Annotated in this window: 17 protein-coding genes; 9 read left to right on the top strand and 8 right to left on the bottom strand. The window is 34.1% G+C overall.

What is annotated here, in order from left to right:
* Nucleotides 1–7: 7 nt before the first annotated feature.
* The 4 genes from C4S35_RS07250 to recG form a co-directional block, all read right to left on the bottom strand.
* Nucleotides 8–1,318, bottom strand: a complete 1,311-nt coding sequence (locus C4S35_RS07250; RefSeq protein ID WP_103999579.1) for a TolC family protein — start codon at nucleotides 1,316–1,318, stop codon at nucleotides 8–10.
* A 4-nt stretch (nucleotides 1,319–1,322) separates the two neighbouring features.
* Nucleotides 1,323–4,418: an efflux RND transporter permease subunit gene (locus C4S35_RS07245; protein WP_103999541.1), complete on the bottom strand. Its 3,096-nt coding sequence runs from the start codon at nucleotides 4,416–4,418 to the stop codon at nucleotides 1,323–1,325.
* An 81-nt stretch (nucleotides 4,419–4,499) separates the two neighbouring features.
* Entirely contained in the window at nucleotides 4,500–5,558 is a 1,059-nt protein-coding gene (locus C4S35_RS07240) for an efflux RND transporter periplasmic adaptor subunit (RefSeq protein ID WP_103999540.1), read from the bottom strand.
* Nucleotides 5,559–5,852: 294 nt separating this feature from the next.
* The gene (gene recG / locus C4S35_RS07235) at nucleotides 5,853–7,958 is read right to left on the bottom strand and encodes an ATP-dependent DNA helicase RecG (RefSeq protein ID WP_103999539.1); all 2,106 of its coding nucleotides are present in this window, start codon (nucleotides 7,956–7,958) and stop codon (nucleotides 5,853–5,855) included.
* Nucleotides 7,959–8,146: 188 nt separating this feature from the next.
* On the opposite strand from recG, the gene C4S35_RS07230 reads away from it, so the two are divergent.
* From C4S35_RS07230 to C4S35_RS07210, 5 genes are all read left to right on the top strand, one after another.
* Nucleotides 8,147–8,929, top strand: coding sequence for a hypothetical protein (locus tag C4S35_RS07230; protein WP_103999577.1), 783 nt, complete (start codon nucleotides 8,147–8,149; stop codon nucleotides 8,927–8,929).
* Nucleotides 8,919–9,398 (top strand): PIN domain-containing protein, encoded by a 480-nt coding sequence (locus C4S35_RS07225; protein WP_244175208.1) that lies wholly within the window; start codon nucleotides 8,919–8,921, stop codon nucleotides 9,396–9,398. Before C4S35_RS07230 ends, C4S35_RS07225 begins: the two co-directional genes overlap by 11 nt.
* Before the next feature lie 202 nt (nucleotides 9,399–9,600).
* Nucleotides 9,601–10,146, top strand: a complete 546-nt coding sequence (locus tag C4S35_RS07220; RefSeq protein WP_103999538.1) for a DUF1697 domain-containing protein — start codon at nucleotides 9,601–9,603, stop codon at nucleotides 10,144–10,146.
* Between the two features lie 59 nt (nucleotides 10,147–10,205).
* Entirely contained in the window at nucleotides 10,206–10,628 is a 423-nt protein-coding gene (locus C4S35_RS07215; RefSeq protein ID WP_103999537.1) for a hypothetical protein, read from the top strand.
* A 154-nt stretch (nucleotides 10,629–10,782) separates the two neighbouring features.
* A complete protein-coding gene (locus C4S35_RS07210; RefSeq protein ID WP_103999536.1) occupies nucleotides 10,783–12,264 on the top strand; it encodes an aminopeptidase P N-terminal domain-containing protein in 1,482 nt (493 codons plus the stop codon).
* A gap of 65 nt (nucleotides 12,265–12,329) precedes the next feature.
* On the opposite strand, the gene C4S35_RS07205 is transcribed toward C4S35_RS07210, so the two are convergent.
* The gene (locus C4S35_RS07205) at nucleotides 12,330–13,067 is read right to left on the bottom strand and encodes a Dph6-related ATP pyrophosphatase (RefSeq protein WP_103999535.1); all 738 of its coding nucleotides are present in this window, start codon (nucleotides 13,065–13,067) and stop codon (nucleotides 12,330–12,332) included.
* A 104-nt stretch (nucleotides 13,068–13,171) separates the two neighbouring features.
* On the opposite strand from C4S35_RS07205, the gene C4S35_RS07200 reads away from it, so the two are divergent.
* Complete coding sequence (locus tag C4S35_RS07200; protein ID WP_103999534.1) at nucleotides 13,172–15,235, top strand: M1 family metallopeptidase; 2,064 nt, start codon at nucleotides 13,172–13,174, stop codon at nucleotides 15,233–15,235.
* A 119-nt stretch (nucleotides 15,236–15,354) separates the two neighbouring features.
* Here C4S35_RS07200 and C4S35_RS07195 read toward each other — a convergent pair whose 3' ends face one another.
* Nucleotides 15,355–15,876 carry a DUF7935 family protein gene (locus tag C4S35_RS07195; RefSeq protein WP_103999533.1) on the bottom strand — a complete coding sequence of 174 codons (522 nt, stop codon included), beginning with the start codon at nucleotides 15,874–15,876 and terminating at the stop codon, nucleotides 15,355–15,357.
* 131 nt (nucleotides 15,877–16,007) lie between these two features.
* Between C4S35_RS07195 and C4S35_RS07190 the strand changes: the two genes are divergently transcribed.
* From C4S35_RS07190 to C4S35_RS07180, 3 genes are all read left to right on the top strand, one after another.
* A complete protein-coding gene (locus tag C4S35_RS07190) occupies nucleotides 16,008–16,775 on the top strand; it encodes a sulfite exporter TauE/SafE family protein (RefSeq protein WP_103999532.1) in 768 nt (255 codons plus the stop codon).
* Nucleotides 16,776–16,893: 118 nt separating this feature from the next.
* Complete coding sequence (locus C4S35_RS07185; protein ID WP_103999531.1) at nucleotides 16,894–19,230, top strand: ATP-dependent helicase; 2,337 nt, start codon at nucleotides 16,894–16,896, stop codon at nucleotides 19,228–19,230.
* 74 nt (nucleotides 19,231–19,304) lie between these two features.
* Complete coding sequence (locus C4S35_RS07180; protein WP_103999530.1) at nucleotides 19,305–19,925, top strand: L-threonylcarbamoyladenylate synthase; 621 nt, start codon at nucleotides 19,305–19,307, stop codon at nucleotides 19,923–19,925.
* Between the two features lie 151 nt (nucleotides 19,926–20,076).
* On the opposite strand, the gene C4S35_RS07175 is transcribed toward C4S35_RS07180, so the two are convergent.
* Complete coding sequence (locus C4S35_RS07175) at nucleotides 20,077–20,910, bottom strand: OmpA/MotB family protein (RefSeq protein WP_103999529.1); 834 nt, start codon at nucleotides 20,908–20,910, stop codon at nucleotides 20,077–20,079.
* A gap of 53 nt (nucleotides 20,911–20,963) precedes the next feature.
* Nucleotides 20,964–21,962: a glycosyltransferase family 2 protein gene (locus C4S35_RS07170; RefSeq protein ID WP_103999528.1), complete on the bottom strand. Its 999-nt coding sequence runs from the start codon at nucleotides 21,960–21,962 to the stop codon at nucleotides 20,964–20,966.
* Nucleotides 21,963–21,983: the final 21 nt, after the last annotated feature.

The following is a 21,983-nucleotide window of genomic DNA, read 5'->3' as shown; positions in this document are numbered from 1 at the left end:
ATTTAAATTAAAAACTAAGACTTCCAGCTAATTCTTTTAGTGCAATTTCAGATAATTTAGCTTGAAATTGGGCATTGCTATAACGAACTTTTGCATTTACGTAATTCAATTGTGCTGTTCTAAATTCTAAGGTAGTTATGGTTCCAATTCTAAATTTATCCAATGTAATTGTTAGATTTTGTTTGGCTATAGTCTCATTTTTTTCTTCCAAGGCAATCAGCTCCAAGTTCGTTAAATAGGTTTGATAGGAAGTTGCTAATGCTGAATTTAGAGCCAAACTTTGCTGATCAATTACCATTTTAGAATTCTCGATTTGAATTGTAGCAATTTTTTCGTTTCGGTTTTGGGCAAATCCGTCAAATAAATTTAATGAAGCGCTAAAACCATAATTAAGTCCTCTGGCAGATGATTGTGTGGTAAAACCGAGACTGGATTGGCTTTCGGCAAAATTATATCCTGTGTTAACTTTTACTATAGGATATCGGGTTGCTTTTATTTGTTTCAACTGTAATTCTGAGACTCTGTTATTAATAATTTGAGCTTCCAGTTGTGGATTTTGTTTTTCTGCCAATGTATTTAATTCCGGAAGCAATAATGTATTGTCTACAGTAATTGAATTAACAACAATGAAATTAGTTTTAGCATCTCTTGCAAGAATTTGATTTAATAGAATTTTAGTATTGGCATATAATTCTTTTTGTCTCAACAGTGTAACTTTGTCCGTGTTTAAATCCACTTGCGCGTTTAAAACTTCTAGTTTTGAGGCTTTTCCAATTGTAAATCGGTTTTGTGCCAATGTCAATCGTTGATTTGAAATTACGATTGTAGAATTTAAAGCGGATAATTGCTGCTGCTGTTGTACCAAATCAAAATAGGTAGCATTTACATCACTTATTTTTGTTATTATGGTTAGCTTTAACTGCGCTTCACCTAGTTTTTGTAATTCTTTTAATTGGTCTAGTTTCGCAAACATTTTGAACCCATCAAAAATCGTCCAATCCAATCCAACGCCATAATTCAAACCATGGTTTTTAGCATTGTCAAGTTTAGTTACCGTACCGTCTGATCGCGTTTGCGAAATATTTTGAATAGCATTATTATCCGTAATGGTAGCGGTAGCTTTCGGTAACATTCCAGCATTTCCGGAACTTACGTTGGTTTTGTCAATTAATAGATTATTAGACGCAATTTTGATTTCATAATTATTTTCCAATGCAATTTTCACGGCATCTTCTATGGTTAAAACTTCTTGAGCGTTTGTTTTTAAAATGCAAAAGAAAAATAAAATCAGACTTTTAAATATATTTTTTGAATTCATCATATTACTTACTTTCTTTTTCATATTCTTCAATGTGATCAAATTCAGGATAATGTTTTCTTTCTTTAGACCACATTAAATACATAGCCGGAATTACAAATAAGGTCAAAACCAATGAGAAAATAGTTCCTCCTACAATAACAACTCCCATTCCAATTCTACTCGTTGAAGCAGCACCAAGCGACATTGCAATTGGAAATGCTCCTAATGAAATGGCTAAACTAGTCATTAATATTGGTCTCAATCGAGCTTCAGAAGCTTCAAGAATTGCATCCATTTTAGATTTTCCTTGTTCGCGAAGCTGATTAGCAAATTCGACTATCAGAATTCCATTTTTGGTTACTAAACCAATTAACATTACTGTTCCAATCTGGCTAAAGATATTCCAAGTCTGGTCAAATAACCATAGCGAGAATAATGCTCCGGCAACAGCCATTGGTACGGTCAAAATTATAATAAACGGATCGATGAAACTTTCAAATTGTGCGGCCAAAATCAAAAATATCAATAGCAAAGCCAAACCAAACGCAAATGAAGTATTTGAACTACTTTCGACAAAATCTCTGGATTCTCCACCTAAATCGGTGGTAAAAGTATCATCCAGTACTTTTGCTTTTATTTCATTCATCGCATCAATTCCATCGCTGATACTTTTGCCTGGAGCAAGACCGGCAGAAACCGTTGCTGACATATACCTGTTATTATGGTATAATTGTGGAGGATTACTTTTTTCCTCAACTGTAACGACATTGTCCATTTGGATTAATTCCCCTTTATTATTTTTGACAAACATTGAGGTCAAATCCAATGGTTTAGAACGATCTTTTTGATCAAATTGTCCAATAACCTGATATTGTTTGCCGTTTCTCATAAAATAACCAAATCGTTGTCCACTCAATGATAGCTGTAAAGTTTGGGCAATATCAATAACAGAAATTCCTAAACTTTCGGCTTTTTCACGGTCAATAGTTACATTGATTTCAGGTTTATTGAATTTTAAATTGACATCACTAACCGCAAAAGTTTCATTTTTGCTCACTTCATCCATAAATACCGGTATTTTTTCCCGCAATTTCTCAAAGTTCGGAGCTTGAATAATATATTGAATAGGTAAACCACCACGTCTGTTTACAGCGATTGTAGGCTGTTCTATTACCGATGTTTTAGCATCTGGATATTTCTTGGTCCATTTGGTTAATTTATCAGCAATTTCTTTTTGAGAATCTTTTCTTTCATTTGGTTCAACTAGCGATACGCGAATAAAACCGCTATTTACTGAGGAAGATCCAAAACCGGGAGAAGTAATTACCAAGCTGACTTTTTTCCCTGGAATGGAATCATCTACCAATTTAGACATTTCTTGCATGAAACGATCGGTGTATTCATAAGAGGAACCTTCTGGAGTTGTCATGCGCATTACAAATCCACTTCGGTCATCATAGGGCGCCGTTTCTTTTTGAATTAAACTGAAAAATAAATAAATCAAACCAAAACAAGCAATCAAAATAGGAAAACTCAACCATTTTTTCTTCATGAAAGATCCCAAAGCCTCAGCATAACCTTTGTTTAGTTTTTGAAAATAAGGTTCTGTTTTAATATAAAAATTTGATTTTTTTTGCTGTCCGCCTTTCATCAAATAGGCGTTTAACATAGGTGTTAAAGTCAAGGAAACAAAAGCAGAAATTAATACTGCCGCACCAATGACGACACCAAATTCCCTAAACAGTCGACCAACAAATCCTTCGAGAAAAATTACCGGTAAAAATACCGCTGCCAAAGTTATCGAAATGGAGATTACTGCAAAAAAGATTTCATTTGAACCCTTAATTGCGGCTTCAATTGGTGACATCCCTTCTTCTACTTTTTTGAAAATATTCTCGGTGACTACAATTCCGTCATCAACTACAAGTCCTGTGGCAAGAACAATTGCCAATAATGTCAAAACATTTATAGAAAATCCAAAAAGCCACATTATAAAGAAAGTAGCAATTAAAGAAACGGGAATATCTATCAATGGTCTAAAAGCAATAGCCCAATCTCTAAAGAATAAGTAAATAATTAAAATAACCAGAATGATTGAAATTCCCAATGTTTCTGCTACCTCAATAACTGATTTTTTTACAAATATGGTATTGTCAATGGCAATATTTAATGTAATATCTTTCGGTAAATCTTTTTTTAATTTTTCAAATTCTTTGTAAAATGCTGTCGAAATATCCAAATAATTAGCACCTGGCAACGGGACAATGGCAACACCAACTAATGGCGTTCCGGATTGGGTCATTTTAGTTTCTAAATTTTCAGCACCAATACTAGCTGTTCCAATATCGCTTAAACGCACTATTTTCTCTCCTTCGGAGCGGATAATGATATTATTGAACTCTTCGGCTGTAGAAAGATTTCCAACTGTTTTTACTGTCAATTCAGTATTGGCTCCTGTCAATTTACCGGAAGGCAACTCCACATTTTGTTTGATCAGTGCTTCACGAACTTCTGAAACCGTACATCCATAAGACGCTAATTTTACTGGATCAATCCACAAGCGCATGGCATATCTTTTTTGTCCCCAAATTTGGACACCGCTTACGCCGGGAATCGTTTCTAATCGCTGCGCAATTACGTTTTCGGCATAATCACTTAGTGCCAGTGCATCTCTGGAATCACTTTGTACCGTCATCGAAATAATAGCATCACCATTGGCATCAGCCTTAGAAACTACTGGCGGTGCATCAATATCTTGTGGCAAATTACGAACGGCTTGAGAAACTTTATCACGGACATCGTTTGCGGCTTCTTCCAGATTTTTATCCAGATTAAATTCGATTGTAATATTGCTGCTCCCTTGTGCGCTTGACGAAGTTACATTTCGAATTCCGTCAATTGAATTGATTGCTTTTTCAAGAGGCTCCGTGATTTGAGATTCGATAATATCTGCATTTGCTCCTGTATAATTAGTTCTAATTGAGATTTGAGCAGGATCTATCGAAGGAAATTCTCTTACGCCCAGGTAGGTATAGCCAATAATTCCGAACAATACTATTGCCAAATTAATAACAATGGTAAATACGGGTCTTTTTATGCTTAAAGTAGATAAACTCATTTTTGTTGAATTATGAGTTATAAGTTATGAATTGTAAGCTACCAGTGTAAGCTTCTAATTCATAATTCATAACTTTTAAAATTATTTGATTTTCACTTTGACCGGTGTTTCGTCTTTTAAAGTCATGACTCCACTAGTTAAAACAGTGTCACCAGCTTTTAAACCAGAAAGAATTAAAATTGAAGCATCCGTTCTGGTGGCAGTTTCTACCATGACTTCTTTGGCTTGACCATTGGAGGAAATGAAGACTTTTTTTCCGTTTTGTACTGGAATAATCGCTTCGGTAGGAACTACAATTGCATCCTTAATGATATCCAAAGGCAATTCAACATTAGCAAATGTACCCGGCAATAACTTCCCGTCTCTATTTTCTGCGATTGCTCGAACTTGTAACGTTCTGGTCGCTACTTCAATTCCAGGTTCAATAGCATAAACCTTAGCCGAATATTTTTCAGTAGATCCGGCAACTGTAAAAGTTAAATTAGTGTTGGTTCTTACTTGATTGGCATATTTTTCAGGAATTGAAAAAGTGATTTTTAGTTTGCCTACATTTACCAATTTGGCAACTAAAATGGTTGGGGTGATATAAGTTCCAGGCGAAATTGAACGCAAACCTATTTTTCCTGAAAATGGTGCTCTTACGGATGTTTTTGCGATTTGTGCTTTGATCAATTGGCTTTGTGCCTGTGCCGATTTCAAATCTGCACTTGCTATATCGTATTCTTCACGGCTGATGGCCTCTTTTTGAAGTAAAAGTTTAGCTCTTCTTTCGTTTTCCGAAGCTAAACCTTCTTTGGTCGCAGTTTGTCTCAATTGTGCTTTTAACTCTAAATCATTTACTTTAAAAAGCACTTGACCTTTACTAACATTACTTCCTTCCTGAAAATAAATGCCTTCGACGATACCGGAAACTTCACTTCTAATTTCTACTTGTTCATTGGCTTCGATTGAACCGGAAAGCGATAGATTGTTATCAAAAGTTTGCGGCTGCACAATAATTCCATTTACACTCATGGGCTTGCTTTTCCCATCTTTTTCTTTAGAATCGCCGTTCTTATCACTGTTAGCTGAAATTCTATAAGCAATAAAACCAACTATGCCGGCTAATAATAAGGTGTAAACAAGATATTTTATTTTCATATTTATAAGTTATAAAGTAGGATTAAGCCTCAGTAATTTTAGTTAAAAAACAAATTTAGGTTATAGAATTGGGATTAGCGGATTTGTTGATTTTTATTTAACGTTTGTACATACAAATATTAATTTAAAAAAACAAACAATCATAAAACGTAACAAATGTCCACAATTATAGTGAAAATAAGACTGCTGAAAAGGGAAATGGTTTAATCGATAATTGAATTTTTTTTTTGGGAAAATTTATTCGAATTTAGAAATAATATAGAACTATGGGAAACACATAAGAAATAATGCAGCCTAACTAATATAATTCCAAATATTCTTCTTCTTAGTCATTTCTATAAAGATAGCTCTCAAAGCAGCATGCTCTGGTTTTTGCATGCCCGCATCTTCCTTGAGTAATTTTAAAGCATAATTTCTGGCTAATGCCAATATATCTCTGTCTCGAACCAAATCGGCAATTTGAAGATTGAGTACGCCGCTTTGTTGTGTTCCCATTAAATCTCCAGGTCCTCGAAGCTTAAGATCAACTTCGGCAATTTCGAAACCATCATTAGTTTGTACCATCGTTTCCATTCGGGTTTTACTGTCAGAGCTTAATTTGTGGCTCGTCATCAGGATACAATAACTTTGTTCCGCACCACGACCCACACGACCGCGAAGCTGATGCAGTTGCGATAATCCAAAACGTTCCGCACTTTCGATAATCATTACACTGGCGTTTGGAACATTCACACCGACTTCAATTACGGTTGTGGCGACCATAATATTGGTTTTCCCTTCCGAAAAACGTTTCATTTCAGCATCTTTATCCGCCGGTTTCATCTTACCGTGAAGTATGGAAATCGAATATTGCGGCAACGGAAAATCTCGGGAAACGCTTTCGTAACCGTCCATTAAATCCTTAAAATCCATTTTTTCCGATTCTTGAATTAACGGATACACAATATAGATCTGTCTACCCAAAGCGATTTCGTCCCTAAGAAATTTCCAAACCTTTAATCTGTTGCTGTCAAATCGGTGCACGGTCTGAATGGGTTTTCGTCCCGGAGGCAATTCATCAATCACTGAAATGTCTAAATCGCCATACAAGCTCATCGCCAAAGTTCTGGGAATAGGCGTGGCGGTCATCACCAAAACGTGTGGAGGAATCGCATTCTTCTTCCACAATTTAGAGCGTTGTTCTACGCCAAAACGATGTTGCTCATCAATTACAGCTAGTCCTAAATTCTTAAATTTTACTTTATCTTCCAGTAAAGCATGTGTTCCGATGAGAATATGTAACGTTCCGTTTTCCAGTTCTTCATGGATAATTCTTCGCTGCGCTATTTTGGTGGAACCTGTTAAGATTCTGATATTTATATTTAGAGTTTCTGCTAATTCGGATAATCCAATAAAATGCTGGTTGGCGAGGATTTCCGTAGGCGCCATCAAGCACGCTTGGAAACCATTATCGAGAGCCAAAAGCATACTCATAAAAGCCACAATTGTTTTTCCCGAACCCACATCACCTTGCAGCAGTCTGTTCATTTGGGCGTTGCTGCCCATGTCGCTTCGTATTTCTTTAATGACTCTTTTTTGGGCATTTGTCAATTGGAAGGGCAAATGATTTTGATAAAAATCATTGAAGTATTCGCCAACGGTTGTAAACGGATGTCCTTTTATTTTATGTTTTCGAATCAGGTTTTTCGTAATTAGTTGCAATTGGATAAAGAACAATTCTTCAAATATTAATCGGAATTTGGCTTTCGCCAAAACGTCAGCGCTTTTTGGAAAATGAATGTTGAATAAAGCCGCTTTTTTAGGAATTAGCTTCAGTTCGTTGATTAAATATTCCGGCAAAGTTTCCGTGAACAACGCTTGCGTTTCCAGAAATAATTGTTGCATGAGTTTATTAATCACCCGGTTCGTAATTCCGCGATTCGTCAAGGTTTCTGTCGAAGGATAAACGGGTTGCATTGCCGAACGCAGACTTTGTTCATGCTCGCTCATCAGTTCAATTTCCGGATGCGCCATATTGAAAGCATTCCCAAAAGACGTGCATTTCCCAAAAATAACACAAATTTCATTGAGCTTTAAACTCTCCCGAATCCATTTATGACCTTGAAACCAAACGAGTTCCATTTGGCCGGTATCATCCACAAAAGTCGCCACCAATCGTTTTTGGTTTCTGCCAAATTCTACGGTTTTGATATTGATGATTTTACCGATGATTTGAACTTCAGCACTATTATTTTGCAGTTCGTTAATCTTGTAATAGCGCGTTCTGTCAATGTATCTGTTTGGAAAAAAATTAACCAAATCCACATACTTATAAATTCCCAATTCCTTACGCAGCAATTCGCCCCGATTGGGACCAACGCCTTTGAGGTATTCTATGGGAGTAAGTAGGAGATTTTGCATTTAGATTTTTTTGGACACGGATAAAACGGATTTGCAAAAGCAAAACGCAGATTAAAACGGATTTTTAATTTGATGGAGCGAAGATAGTTTTTTGTTTGGAAATTTGGAAATGGAGAAATAGGGGAATTTGAAAATGAACTTTTAGTATAAAACTTACTTACTTCAAAAAAAAAATGTTAATTTGCGATGTGGAAAAAATTGGATTTATAGAAATTAGAATTACGGGTTCAAAAGGAAATATTGAACTATCACCCGATAACTATGATATACGGGAGATAATTTCTATTCTCGAAAATGCTGAAAATTTGCTTTATCCTGGAGATAAAAAAGATAGACCCACAATTAGTTATAACATTCAACAAGGTTCTGTAAAACATATACTAAAAACATCAATCCAATTTATTATTGGTTTTAATGCAATAATAGGTCAGGTCAATGAAGTTGAAGATATAGATTTTCTAGATATTTCTACTGCAAAAGCTTTTGAGAATATACAAAATATAGCGATTAAAAAAGATTATACTTTTAGTATTAAAACTTCTTTAGAAAATACTAATGAAGTAAAAGTAGATAGAACTACTCGATATTTTAGAACTGAAGCCATTTGGGCGGATGCGGAATTTTATTTCTATGGAAAAGTGACTAATGCTGGAGGAAAAGATAAAGCTAATATTCATATTTTAACATCTGAAAGTGGTACGATTCGAATACAAACTCCTATTAGCTTCTTGGAAGAGTATGAAGAAAATCTTCTTTATAAAACTTTAGGAATTAGGGCTATGGGAAAACAACATTCCTCAACAGGTGAAATTGATACAAGTACATTAAAATTCATTGAATTAATTGATTACCATCCTAAATATGATGATTCATATCTCAAAAATTTAAGAGACAAAGCTAGAAAGTCTTGGCTTAATTCAATTGATCCAGATATTTGGTTAAAAGAAATAAGAGGAGGATATGATGCATAAATCCGTTTTACTTGATACAAGTTTTTTTTTGCGCTTTTTAAATGAAAGTGACCCACTATTTAAAAATGCAGATGGTTATTTCCGTTATTTCATAAAAGAAGAGATAACAATGATGATTTCAACTATTTCAATAGCAGAATATTGTGTAGGTGGAGATATTCATGAATTACCGCTAAGAAATTTACAAATTATACCCTTTAATTTAGATCATTCAAAAAGAACAGGAGAATTTGCTCGAATTGTTTTTCATAATAAAGGGAAACTAAAGCTTAATGAAAGAAATATAATTCCAAACGATACAAAATTATTTTCTCAAGCTGATTGTGAAAAATCTGTAGAATTTTATGTTTCTTCCGACAGTGAAAGTTTTAAAATTTATAATTTATTAACTATTGAATCAAATCCAAAATTTCAATTTATTGACTTAAAAGTTCCACATTACGAAATTTTTGGATTACTTGATATATAAATAATTAATTCTTAATTATATAGATTTTATAATGTTCACTTTCAATATATTTGAGATATCTATTTTACTCTATAAATTAATTTATTCCCTATTTTTATAATATCAGTGCATGTCCTAGCCAATCTTAGTCAAAATCCCTATAATACTAAACCCAAATTTTACTCCAAACACAATATCTTCGCAAAAATAAAAAGCTTAAAAAATGACAACTCATCTCGCATTACTCCGTGGTATCAATGTTTCCGGTCACAGTATGATAAAAATGGAGGCGCTAAAAACGACTTTGGAAGCCATTGGTTTTAAAAATGTTCAAACCTATATTCAATCTGGAAATGTTTTTGTGGATACCGAAGAAGAAAGTCCAGCTGCTGTTGGATTCAAAATAAAGCAGGAAATTTTTAAGGCTTTTGGTCATGAAGTGCCGGTTGTAGTTATTAGTTCAGCAGATTTAGAAGCGTGTTTCAAGAACAATCTTTTCTTGAAGGAAAAAGATATAGATACGAAGAAGTTATACGTAGCATTCATTTCAACCACTTTGCAAAGTACCAGTATGAATGATTTGAGAATTAGTCAGTTCAAGCCAGATGAAGCGAGCATTGACGGCAGCAGAATTTTTATTAAATACGCTGTTGGAGCAGGAAAAACACGATTTGATCAAAAATACATTGAGAAAAAACTGAATGTAACCGCCACAATCAGGAATTGGAATACGGTGACGCAGTTATTGAAAATGTATGAAGAGCGGTAAAGAATTATTTAAAAAATTAACCATCAATAAAGCCAATTCACATCTTTAAAAACGGACACATGAAACATCTCATAATTCTTATTGCTTTTCTTTCTGTTTTTAATTCCTGTTCAAAGGATCTCGTACCAACGGATAATACTGGTTATTATGGAAAATGGACTTTGATAAAAATGTCGGGTTCTATGGTTAACTCGGAAACGACGGGTGCAGCTATGGAATGGCAAGAATTCTATTTGTTCAAGATTAACAGAACATTTATAAAATTCAGAGAACGAAATGGAATTAAAACAACCATTTCGGGTACTTACACAACTACAAATCATCCAGATGGATTTTATTTTGAATTAACCTATCCCAATGACAGCGAAGTTATAGGAAGCTGTTACGGAAATCTAAAAGAGGAACTTTATATTACAGAGAGTAATATCTTGTCAAGTACATGGAAAAACTGTGATGGTCCCGGATTAGAATACAAAAAATAAATTATAAGTACACACAACATATTTGGTTATAGATTCTAAAACTACTAACAATCCTCCAATTAAAAAGTTTTATTATAAACTCAAAATTTTTTATATTTACCTCTAATTATTAAAGAATAGCATTGTATTTATTATTTACTTAACCCATATATAAATGAATTTCAAATTTTCTTTTATCCTAACTGTACTTTTTGTCTGTTCTTCAATTGCTCAAAACGGAATTCCAACTGATTATTTGTCGGCTCAATTTCACAAAGAAAGAAGAGAAGCATTACGGGCTAAAATGCCTAAGAATAGTGTTGCAGTGTTTTTTAGTAATCCCATTCGGAACCGAGCCAATGACGTAGATTTTATCTATCATCAAGACCCAGATTTTTATTACTTAACAGGGTATAAAGAACCAAATTCTGTTCTGGTTATATTTTCTGGTAATCAAACTAAAGGGGGAAAATCATTTAATGAGCTACTTTACGTTCAGGAAAAAAATCCAAAAGCGGAGCAATGGACCGGAATTCGTTTAGGAACAGAAGGTGCTAAAAAGGATTTAGGCTTTGAGGTGGCATTGAATGGAACAGAGTTCCTCAACTCAGGAATAGATTATGCAAGTTTTAGCAATGTTCTGTTTAAGGAATTCGAAGAAGATACCCGAAATTCAAAGCGAGATAAAGCTGATTTATATAAATTATTTGAATCTTTTAAATCCCAAATTGGTTACAACGAAAAAGCGAAACCACAAACGGATTTGAATATGCAAAATGAAATTAATCGTAAAAAAAGTATCACTTCAAAAAAGGTGACTATTGATACCAAATCGATTTTAACCTATATGGCCAGTTTACGTGAGATCAAATCTAAAGAGGAAATGCTTTTACTGACAAAAGCGGTTAGAATTTCGGCAATGGGGCAACGTGAAATAATGAAAGCGATGCATCCTGGAATGTCTGAAACGGAGATACAGGGAATTCACGAATTTGTCTATAAAAAGTATGGCAGTGAGTTTGAAGGTTATCCGTCAATAGTGGGAGCGGGTAATAATGGCTGCGTATTGCATTATATTGAAAACAGCAAAATGAAAGTTGAAAATGACTTGGTTTTGATGGATTTAGGTGCTGAATATCACGGTTACACTGCCGATGTAACCCGAACGATTCCTGCTAATGGAAAATTCTCTACTGAGCAAAAGTTAATTTATGATTTAGTTTATGATGCGCAAGAAGCGGGAATTGCTACTGCAAAAGTTGGAAATAGCTTTAGCGCTCCCGATGTTGCGGCACGTAAAATAATCAGTGATGGTTTAATGAAATTAGGAATTACAAAAACACAAGAGGAATCCAGAAAATATTTCCCTCATGGGACTTCGCATCATATTGGATTAGATGTTCATGATCCTGGTTTATACAACAATTTTGAGGCCGATATGGTTGTTACGGTAGAACCGGGAATTTATATTCCGAACGGAAGTGATTGTGATAAGAAATGGTGGGGAATTGCTGTGCGAATTGAAGATGATATTTTAATAACGGCTAGCGGACCAATGAATTTATCTGGTGAAGCACCAAGAAAATCAAATGAAATTGAAGCCCTCATGACTGAAAAAAGTGTTTTGGATGGTTTTACTTTACCAAGTTTGGATTAATATTCTTTCAGATTCTAAAAAAAAAATAAAACTCGGTTGTCTTCTATGACTTCGGAGTTTTTTTTTTATTTTGTAACCAAATCACAATACCAAAACCCGAAATCAAATGCATCGGAAGCGCTAGTGTCGCCAGCTGTATCTGAGGAATTTTCTTTTTCTGGTTTTTCATATTTGCGGTATACAATTTCGCCAATTTCAAACTCAATTGGTTTCGAGAAAATGGGACCGTCAAATGTAAAGGTGTGAAACTCGCCATTTTCTCCACAAACATCTACATTTTCGGGTAAATCGTTTATGAAATTCTGGTCAATCACGCGACCAACGAAGCTTTTGTCCATAAACCGTTCGTTTACACAAACGACAATCGTTTTAAATCCTAAATTTATAAATTCCTGAATCAAATCTTGAGTTGGAATTTTCCAAAGCGGGAAAACACCTTCGAAACCTATTTCTGCTAATTTATCTTCCCGGTATTTGCGCAAATCTTCCAAGAAAATATCTCCAAAAATAGAATGCGTAACACTTTTATCTTTTAGTTTTGCCAATATTTCGCGCATCACGTTTTCATAAACCTCCATTGTTGGCATTTCTGGAATTTGCATGATTTCCAAAGGTAATCCGATACTTTTGGCTTGTTGTTCAAGTAATTCAATCCGAACACCATGCATCGAAACACGTTGATGTTGTTGATTTATACTAGTTAGCAAACAGGTAATTTCAAATTCGGGATTTTGCAACGTTTTGTATAAGGCAAGGGCAGAATCTTTTCCGCTACTCCAATTAAATAGGGCTTTCTTTTTCAATGGGATTTTCTTGAGGTTTTCTGGGGGTAAACTTACAAAATTTGTACTAGTAGTTTGGTAAACCTTTGTAACTTTGAAAATCGCATTATAAATCTTTACAATCCATGAAATATTTATTCCTATTACTATCCACAATAACATTTGCTCAACAAACTCAATTCGTTGATTTTAAATCGGTTCGTGGACAAATAACAATTAATCCACAAGATAAATCGGTGAGAGGAGCAGTTAGTTATTGGTTTGATGTTTTGAAACCTACAGATACCATTAAAATCGATGCGCAAAACATGGCTTTTACTGATGTTGAATTGAATCAGAAACAAATTCAATTTACTAGTAATGGTAAACAAATTCTATTGATTTCCTCTTTCAAAAAAGGAACAAATAATATTAGTTTTAATTATGTTGCCAAGCCAAAGCAAACCCTGTATTTCGTAGGATCTGAAACAAATGATAATCTGCAAATTTGGACGCAAGGACAAGGAAAATATACCAGTAATTGGTTTCCAAGTTTTGATGATGTCAATGAGAAAGTTATTTTTAGTTTGGAAGTAGTTGTTGATTCAAAGTACCAAGTGATTTCTAACGGAATTTTAAAAAGTAAAGAGAACAATAATTCGATGATGTATTGGCGATTCAATATGCATAAACCGATGAGTTCTTATTTATTAATGCTTGCCATTGGAAAATTTGAAAAACAAACGCAGCAATCAAATTCGGGAATTCCTTTAGAAATGTATTTAGAGTCAAAAGACGCAACTAAATTTGAACCAACGTATCGAAACTCAAAAAGGATGTTTGATTTTTTGGAAAAAGAAATAGGAGTGAAGTATCCTTGGGAAATTTACAGACAAGCTCCCGTTCGTGATTTTTTGTATGCAGGAATGGAGAATACATCGGCATCGCTTTTCAATACGCGTTATGTTGTGGATTCGGTAGGTTTTGAGGACAGGAGTTACACGAACGTTAATGCACATGAATTGGCGCATCAGTGGTTTGGGAATTTAGTCACTGCCGAAAGTGGGAAACACCATTGGTTGCAGGAAGGATTTGCAACTTATTATGCATTGCTGGCTGAGAGGGAAATCTATGGCGAAGATTATTTTTATTCCAAATTATATGAATCGGCGCAACAATTAAAGTTTGCCTCCAGAACGGATACCATTCCTGTTTTGAATGCCAAAGCCAGTTCGTTGACTTTCTATCAAAAAGGTGCTTGGGCTTTGCATGTTTTACACGAAGCAATAGGCGAAAAGGCTTTTAAAAAAGCTGTAAAATGCTATTTGAAAAAACATTCCTTTCAAACGGTAAATACACAAGATTTTTTTACTGAAATTAAAAAAGTATCATCTTATGACTTGACTATTTTTAGTAAACTATGGCTTGAAACAACTGTTTTTAATACACAACAAGCTAATGCTTTATTAAATAAAAATAAGTCAATTCAGGTATTGTTTGAAATAGAAAAATCAAGAAATAAACTTTTGTCGGAGAAAGAAGATTTTTTTATAAAAACAGTACAATCGGATGTGTATTTTTCAGTCAAAGAAGCAATTGTTAATCAATTGAAATCAGAAAAATTTGAAGATAAAGTCACACTTTTAAACTTGGCTATGAATACTAAAAACATACAAGTTCGTCAAGCCGTTGCGGCTACACTAAATGAAATTCCCGAAAGTTTTAGAGCGCAATACGAAACTTTATTGGATGACAAATCCTATCAAACACAAGAAATAGCATTATTTAATTTATGGAATAATTTTCCGGAGCAACGTGCTCGTTATTTGGATAAATCAAAAGATTGGATCGGCTTTAGTGATTTTAACCTGCGAACATTGTGGTTGTCGTTAGCACTGTCAACATTCAATTATTCAATAGATAAAAAACAATTGATAGATGAATTAATAAATTATTCGTCAATCAATTATGAAGAGAATACAAGGCAAAATGCCTTAGAAAAATTATTAGCTTTTAATATGGTCAATGATGAAGTATTGCAAAATTTGGTTAAAGCTACAACTCATCACATGTGGCAATTTTCGAAATTTGGAAGGGATAACATTAGAAAACTGCTGAAAAATAAGGAAATGAGAGTTTCTTTCGAAAGGATTTTACCTAATTTAAATGAAGGCGAACAATTTCAACTGAATCGGCTATTGAAAGAATAGCGATTAAATATAGAATTTTGGGAGCTATTTTTTTGATTAAATAAGCTTATATGCCTTATATGATTGCATTTTTCAAAATATAAGCCCTATAAATTTAAGTAGGAAATGCATTGAGTTTTTTACCACAATTGTCCCACTTCGTTTTTGATATAAGCCAAAGCCGCATTACTTGGAGATTGTTTTTCCATTAGATCATTCAAAAGCACTTCTCGCAATTTATCAGCACTATCAACACGATCACTCCTATTTGCCTTACGAATCATTTGGATAGTAGCATTTTTAGCTGTCACAATAATGGTCCAACATTCATCTGAAACGTATATTTGCTGTGATAAATTGTGCTCAAATTCCTGTTCGATTTGTGCAATTATAAGGTTTTCATAATCATTTTTATCTTGCGAAAGAGGAATAATTCGAATCAACAATTTTGTAGGATTGATGCGTTCCATGTACAAAGTCATGCGCTCAAATGCTTGTAAGCGTAGGGGTAAAGCGCTTTTTTGTGCTTCTTTATGTAATAAATAACGGCGTCTTCCTTCTTCGTTTTTAATATGGAGATTAAAAAAATAATAGGCCACAACTCCTGTAACTATTGCCGGTAAAGTATAACTTAGTAATTCTATGATTGGTATTGATTCCATTTTGGTAATAATGTTTATTAAAGCAAAAATATACTTTTTTCATTACAAATCAACTTGAAATTATTAGCAATAAATCAATTCTAATAGTATTTTTACCATTTATATCTGAATATTTAAGCTCGATTATTAAAATGGAAACGTACGTATTGGTTTTACTTTGTTTAGCTGCTTTTGCCGCCGGATTTATAGATGCAATTGTTGGCGGTGGCGGTCTGATACAAACACCTATGGGGTTGATTTTATTGCCTAATTTGCCAGTTTCAACAGTTATTGGAACCTTAAAAGTTCCGGCTTTCAGCGGTACCTCTTTTGCGGCCTATCAATATCTTAAAAAGGTCGATATGAACTGGAAATTATTAGGAATTATGATGCTTTTGGCTTTTCCTTCGGCATTTTTAGGCTCTACATTGTTGACCTATGTTAGTAATGATTTTATGAAACCATTGTTATTAGTTGTTCTTTCGTTTTTAGTGGTTTATACCTACGCAAAGAAGAATTTTGGACAACATATTGAAAAAACGCATTCTCCCAGAACACAAATCCTGAATGCGATTTCAATCAGTTTTATAGTGGGTTTATATGATGGATTTATTGGGCCTGGAACAGGTAGTTTTTTAGTGGTTGCGTTTATCGCTATCATGGGATTTGATTTTTTACACGCTTCCGCAAATGCAAAAATGGTGAATCTGTCGACTAACTTTGGTTCCATTTGTCTCTTTATTTTGAAAGGCAAAATTATTTGGGCAATAGCAATACCAATGGCAGCCAGCAATGCTTTTGGTGGCTGGATTGGTGCAAAATTAGCGATCAATAAAGGGAATGGTTTTATTCGGATTTTCTTTTTGGTGGTTGTAATAGGTACATTAATCCGATTTGCTTATGATGTGTTTTTTAAATAAAAAATACAGAATGTCTTATTAAAATCAACAGCTATATGAATTATCTAATTGTTGTTTTATAGTGCTTAAAACCTCATTGAAAATCGCTATTTTTGCGTAATATAATTTAAAAATTTCCATGCATAAATATATCGATCAACTGAACGAAGCGCAACGCGAACCCGTTTTACAAAAAGACGGTCCTATGATAATTATTGCAGGTGCAGGTTCTGGCAAAACGCGAGTGTTGACAATTAGAATTGCTTATTTGATGAGTCAGGGAGTGGATGCGTTTAGCATTTTGTCTCTGACTTTTACCAACAAAGCAGCTAGAGAAATGAAAAAGCGTATCTCTGATATTGTTGGTGCTGGTGAGGCCAAAAATCTTTGGATGGGAACCTTTCACTCGGTTTTTGCTCGAATTCTTCGGTCAGAAGCGGAACATCTGGGCTATCCTTCGAATTTTACGATATATGATTCTCAAGATTCACTTCGTGCAATTTCTGGAATTATCAAGGAAATGCAATTGGACAGAGATGTATACAAACCAAAACAGGTTTTAAGCAGGATTTCTAATTTTAAAAATAGTTTGATTACTGTAAAAGCTTATTTTAATGATCCCGATTTGCAAGAAGCAGATGCGATGTCTAAAAAACCTCGAATGGGAGAAATTTATCAAAATTATGTTGATCGATGTTTCAAAGCAGGAGCAATGGATTTTGATGATTTATTATTGAAAACCAATGAGTTGCTGACTCGTTTTCCAGAAGTTTTAGCTAAATATCAAAACCGTTTTCGTTATATATTGGTGGATGAGTACCAAGATACGAATCACTCCCAATACTTGATAGTTAGAGCCTTGTCAGATAAATTTCAGAATATTTGTGTGGTTGGTGATGATGCGCAGAGTATTTATGCATTTCGTGGAGCAAACATTAATAATATCCTGAATTTCCAGAAAGATTATGAAGGGGTGAAAACCTTTCGATTAGAACAGAATTACCGCTCGACAAAAAATATTGTGGAAGCGGCGAATACTATCATCGATAAAAATAAAGTAAAACTGGATAAAATAGTTTGGACTGCGAATGATTTTGGTCCAAAAGTAAAAGTACACCGCAGCTTAACAGATAACGAGGAAGGGCGATTTGTTGCGAGTACCATTTGGGAGCAAAAAATGCAAAACCAGTTACCTAATGGAGCTTTCGCTATTTTATATCGTACCAATGCACAATCTCGGGCGATGGAAGATGCATTGAGAAAAAGAGATATTCCGTACCGAATTTATGGTGGTTTGTCTTTTTATCAAAGGAAAGAAGTAAAGGATGTATTGTGTTATTTGCGATTGGTTATAAATCCAAAAGATGAGGAAGCATTAGTTCGTGTGATTAATTATCCTGCGCGTGGAATTGGGAATACAACAATCGAAAAATTAACCATTGCCGCCAATCATTATAAGCGTTCGATATTTGAGGTGATGCAGAATATTGAAAAAATTGACTTGAAATTAAACTCAGGGACAAAACAAAAACTACTTGATTTTGTCACGATGATTCAGAGTTTTCAAGCCATAAATGAAAATCACGATGCCTTTTATCTCGCTGATCATGTTGCTAAGAAAACGGGGTTGGTACAAGAATTAAAGAAAGATGCAACTCCTGAGGGAATGGCTAAAATTCAAAATATTGAAGAATTATTAAACGGTATTAAGGATTTCACCGATGGACAAAAAGAAGTTGATGGCGCTCGTGGCGCATTATCTGAGTTCATGGAAGATGTAGCTTTGGCAACCGATTTAGATAAAGATACCAGCGATGAAGATCGTGTGGCTTTAATGACTATTCACTTGGCTAAAGGATTAGAATTCCCTCATGTTTTCGTGGTAGGAATGGAAGAAGATTTATTTCCAAGTGCCATGAGTATGAGTACGAGAAGCGAATTGGAAGAAGAACGTCGTTTATTTTATGTAGCTTTGACAAGAGCGGAACATCAAGCGTATTTGACCTATGCGCAATCGCGTTACCGTTGGGGAAAATTAACGGATAGTGATCCTTCCCGTTTTATTGAGGAAATTGACAGTCAATATCTAGAATATATAACACCACCTGAAAATAATTACCGTTACAAACCGATGATTGACAGTGATATTTTTGGTGATGTGGATAAATCCAAATTGCGTCTGGCAAAGCCAATAGGAGGTACGCCGCCAAAACAGGTTACGGATAACGAACCCAAATCGGATATAAATGTTAGGAAACTGAAACCTGTTTCCAATAACGGAGCTTCTTCGGGAAGTGCAAATTTATTTGATAATAAACTCGTTGCAGGAAATATTGTTATGCACGAACGATTTGGAAAAGGACAAGTCGTTAACATGGAAGGAATGGGTGCTGATAAAAAGGCTGAAATTAAATTTGAAGTTGGCGGAATAAAGAAATTGTTATTGCGATTTGCAAAACTGGATATTATCGGGTAAAAATTTGTTACAGGTTTAAAGTTGTCTTTTAGAAGACTTTGAAGCTTAAATATTTTAACTTTAAAATCAAAAAAATGGCTCAGTTTATAAAAATATACGAAGATAAACCAAACGAAGCGGCAATTGCCAAAGTGGTGAAGGTGCTCAAAGATGGTGGTTTAGTGATTTATCCAACGGACACCGTTTACGGATTAGGATGTGATATTACAAATACCAAAGCTTTAGAACGAATTGCGAAGATTAAAGGAATCAAGTTAGAAAAAGCAAATTTTTCATTCATTTGTCAAGATTTAAGTAATTTATCTGATTATGTAAGACAAATTGATACGGCAACTTTTAAGATATTGAAAAGATCTTTGCCTGGTCCTTATACCTTTATTTTACCTGGAAATAATAACTTACCTAAAGAATTCAAAAAGAAAACAACTGTTGGAATCCGGGTTCCCGATAATGCAATAGCTTTAGAAATTGTAAAACAGTTAGGAAATCCCATCATTTCAACTTCGATTCGTGATGAAGATGATGTGATAGAATACACCACAGATCCGGAGCTAATTTTTGAAAAATGGCAAAATCTCGTCGACTTGGTTATCGATGGCGGTTATGGGGACAATATGGCTTCTACTATTATTGATTTGTCTGGAGATGAACCTATTGTGTTAAGGGAAGGAAAAGGAAGTTTGGATATTCTTTAAGGAAGTGTTCAATGTTCAGAAAAATAGTCTTCAGTTGCCGCAGCTTCAAAATTAGTGTTCAGTAATAACTATAAAAAAACGTCCCGATTGCTCGAGACGTTTTCTAATTTGATTTAAACTGAACATTAACGACTGTTCACTAAATACTTTTTTACTTTTGTTGTTTTTTCATTTCTTTTTCAATCATTTCATAAAACTGATCGATTTTTGGTAAAACAACAATACGAGTTCTTCTGTTACGAGCTCTGTTTTCAGCAGAATCATTAGCAACTAACGGAACATAAGAACTTCTTCCTGCTGCAATTAATTGTTCTGGTTTAACACCTAACTGATTTGTTAATACACGAATTATAGAGGTAGAACGTTTCACACTCAAATCCCAGTTATCAAGTAAAACACCGTTTCCAATGTAAGGAACGCTATCTGTATGTCCTTCAACCATGCATTCAAAATCAGGTTTGTCGTTCACGACTTTAGCTACTTTCGCTAATACTGCTTTTGCTCTGTCGGTTACATCATAACTTCCAGTTTTAAATAATAATTTGTCTGCAATAGATATAAATACAACTCCTTTTTCAACATTTATTTCGATGTCTGGGTCAGAAATTCCAACAGCGCTTTTTAAACTAGTAACAACAGCAAGGGTTACACTGTCTTTTTTAGTTAATGCGTCTTGCATTCTGCTAATTTTTAAATCTTTCTCTTTGATAGATTCTAAAGCTTTTTCAATATTTTCAGCGCCTTTTGTAGACAAGATAGTCATGTCTTTAGAAGTGCTTATTAAACCTGTATTTTGCTCTTTCAAACCAGCTACAGTAGCCGTAAGTCCTGCTTTTTCTTCTAAACAAGAATTTAATTTTACTGTACAACTATTTAATAAATCTTGAGTTTCTTTATTTCTTGCTTCAAGATCTGTATATTTCTTTTTAGAAACACAAGAAGTTAAAAGTGCTAATACGGATAAGGCGATTACGATTTTTCTCATAAAATATTTAATTTAATTAGACGTGAATTACAAATTTAGTTTTTAATATTTAGTTAAGAGTTAAATAAATGTTTAAATATTCTGACATTTTTAACGAAGTATAGATAAACGATGCTTTTTGCATTATAGTATTTTTCCGATTGAAATTTGTCCCTTTTTTTATAATGAATGGAAAAAAGGCGGTAAAAAGAACCATGTGCTTTTAAAATTGCAGCAAAATGATTAAATTTTCCTTGCAAAAGAAATTGTAATCCTGCAATTGCATCTAATACCATTCGACAAAATAATATCCAATACAATTTATCTTCTGGTAAATTTTTGGTCAGCATTAACAATGAATTTCTAAAATTCAGATACGTTTTTTTCGGGTTTCCCTGTTGCAAAGTAGCTCCACCAACATGAAAAACCACTGATTCCGAAATGTATTTTATTTTGTATTGCTTATTGAAAGCGCGCCAACATAAATCAATTTCTTCCTGATGCGCAAAAAAGTCAGCATCAAAACCTTGCAGTTCCTTATACACCGAACTTCTAATGAAAAAACAAGCTCCCGAAGCCCAAAATATCTCTCGATTGTCATCATATTGTCTGCTATCTTTTTCTAAAGTATTAAAAATGCGCCCTCGACAATAGGGGTAACCATACTTATCGATAAATCCGCCGGCAGCACCAGCATATTCAAAATATTCTTTACTTTTAAAATCTAATATTTTAGGCTGAATAATAGCCGTTCGAGGTTCGTTTTCGAAAGTTTTAATGATGGGTTGCAACCAATTTTCGGTAACTTCAATATCGGAATTTACTAAAGCATAAATTTCGGCATCTATATGTTTTAAAGCTTCATTATATCCGCCCGCAAAACCTAAATTGGAATCATTTTTTACCAATTTAACCGAAGGAAAATTGACCATTACAAAGGAAATGGAATCATCCGTCGAATCATTGTCTGCTAGGTAAACAGTAGCTTCTGGCGAGTGTTTTACTATCGATGGCAAAAATTGTTCTAATAATTGTACTCCGTTCCAATTGAGTATGACAACAGCTATTTTCATTTAGATTATTGTATTTAAATA

The sequence above is a fragment of the Flavobacterium urumqiense genome (assembly GCF_900108015.1).
GTDB classification, from domain to species: domain Bacteria; phylum Bacteroidota; class Bacteroidia; order Flavobacteriales; family Flavobacteriaceae; genus Flavobacterium; species Flavobacterium urumqiense.
The sequence above is the reverse complement of the archived record's forward strand: the minus strand, read 5'-3'. Positions and strand labels throughout refer to the sequence as shown.

Excerpts from the sequence above, each read along its gene's own strand:
- C4S35_RS07250 (WP_103999579.1), bottom strand. The coding sequence starts at position 1,318 with ATGAATTCAAAAAATATATTTAAAAGTCTGATTTTATTTTTCTTTTGC.
- C4S35_RS07245 (WP_103999541.1), bottom strand. The coding sequence starts at position 4,418 with ATGAGTTTATCTACTTTAAGCATAAAAAGACCCGTATTTACCATTGTT.
- C4S35_RS07240 (WP_103999540.1), bottom strand. The coding sequence starts at position 5,558 with ATGAAAATAAAATATCTTGTTTACACCTTATTATTAGCCGGCATAGTT.
- recG (WP_103999539.1), bottom strand. The coding sequence starts at position 7,958 with ATGCAAAATCTCCTACTTACTCCCATAGAATACCTCAAAGGCGTTGGT.
- C4S35_RS07225 (WP_244175208.1), top strand. The coding sequence starts at position 8,919 with ATGATGCATAAATCCGTTTTACTTGATACAAGTTTTTTTTTGCGCTTT.
- C4S35_RS07220 (WP_103999538.1), top strand. The coding sequence starts at position 9,601 with ATGACAACTCATCTCGCATTACTCCGTGGTATCAATGTTTCCGGTCAC.
- C4S35_RS07215 (WP_103999537.1), top strand. The coding sequence starts at position 10,206 with ATGAAACATCTCATAATTCTTATTGCTTTTCTTTCTGTTTTTAATTCC.
- C4S35_RS07210 (WP_103999536.1), top strand. The coding sequence starts at position 10,783 with ATGAATTTCAAATTTTCTTTTATCCTAACTGTACTTTTTGTCTGTTCT.
- C4S35_RS07200 (WP_103999534.1), top strand. The coding sequence starts at position 13,172 with ATGAAATATTTATTCCTATTACTATCCACAATAACATTTGCTCAACAA.
- C4S35_RS07195 (WP_103999533.1), bottom strand. The coding sequence starts at position 15,876 with ATGGAATCAATACCAATCATAGAATTACTAAGTTATACTTTACCGGCA.
- C4S35_RS07190 (WP_103999532.1), top strand. The coding sequence starts at position 16,008 with ATGGAAACGTACGTATTGGTTTTACTTTGTTTAGCTGCTTTTGCCGCC.
- C4S35_RS07185 (WP_103999531.1), top strand. The coding sequence starts at position 16,894 with ATGCATAAATATATCGATCAACTGAACGAAGCGCAACGCGAACCCGTT.
- C4S35_RS07180 (WP_103999530.1), top strand. The coding sequence starts at position 19,305 with ATGGCTCAGTTTATAAAAATATACGAAGATAAACCAAACGAAGCGGCA.
- C4S35_RS07175 (WP_103999529.1), bottom strand. The coding sequence starts at position 20,910 with ATGAGAAAAATCGTAATCGCCTTATCCGTATTAGCACTTTTAACTTCT.
- C4S35_RS07170 (WP_103999528.1), bottom strand. The coding sequence starts at position 21,962 with ATGAAAATAGCTGTTGTCATACTCAATTGGAACGGAGTACAATTATTA.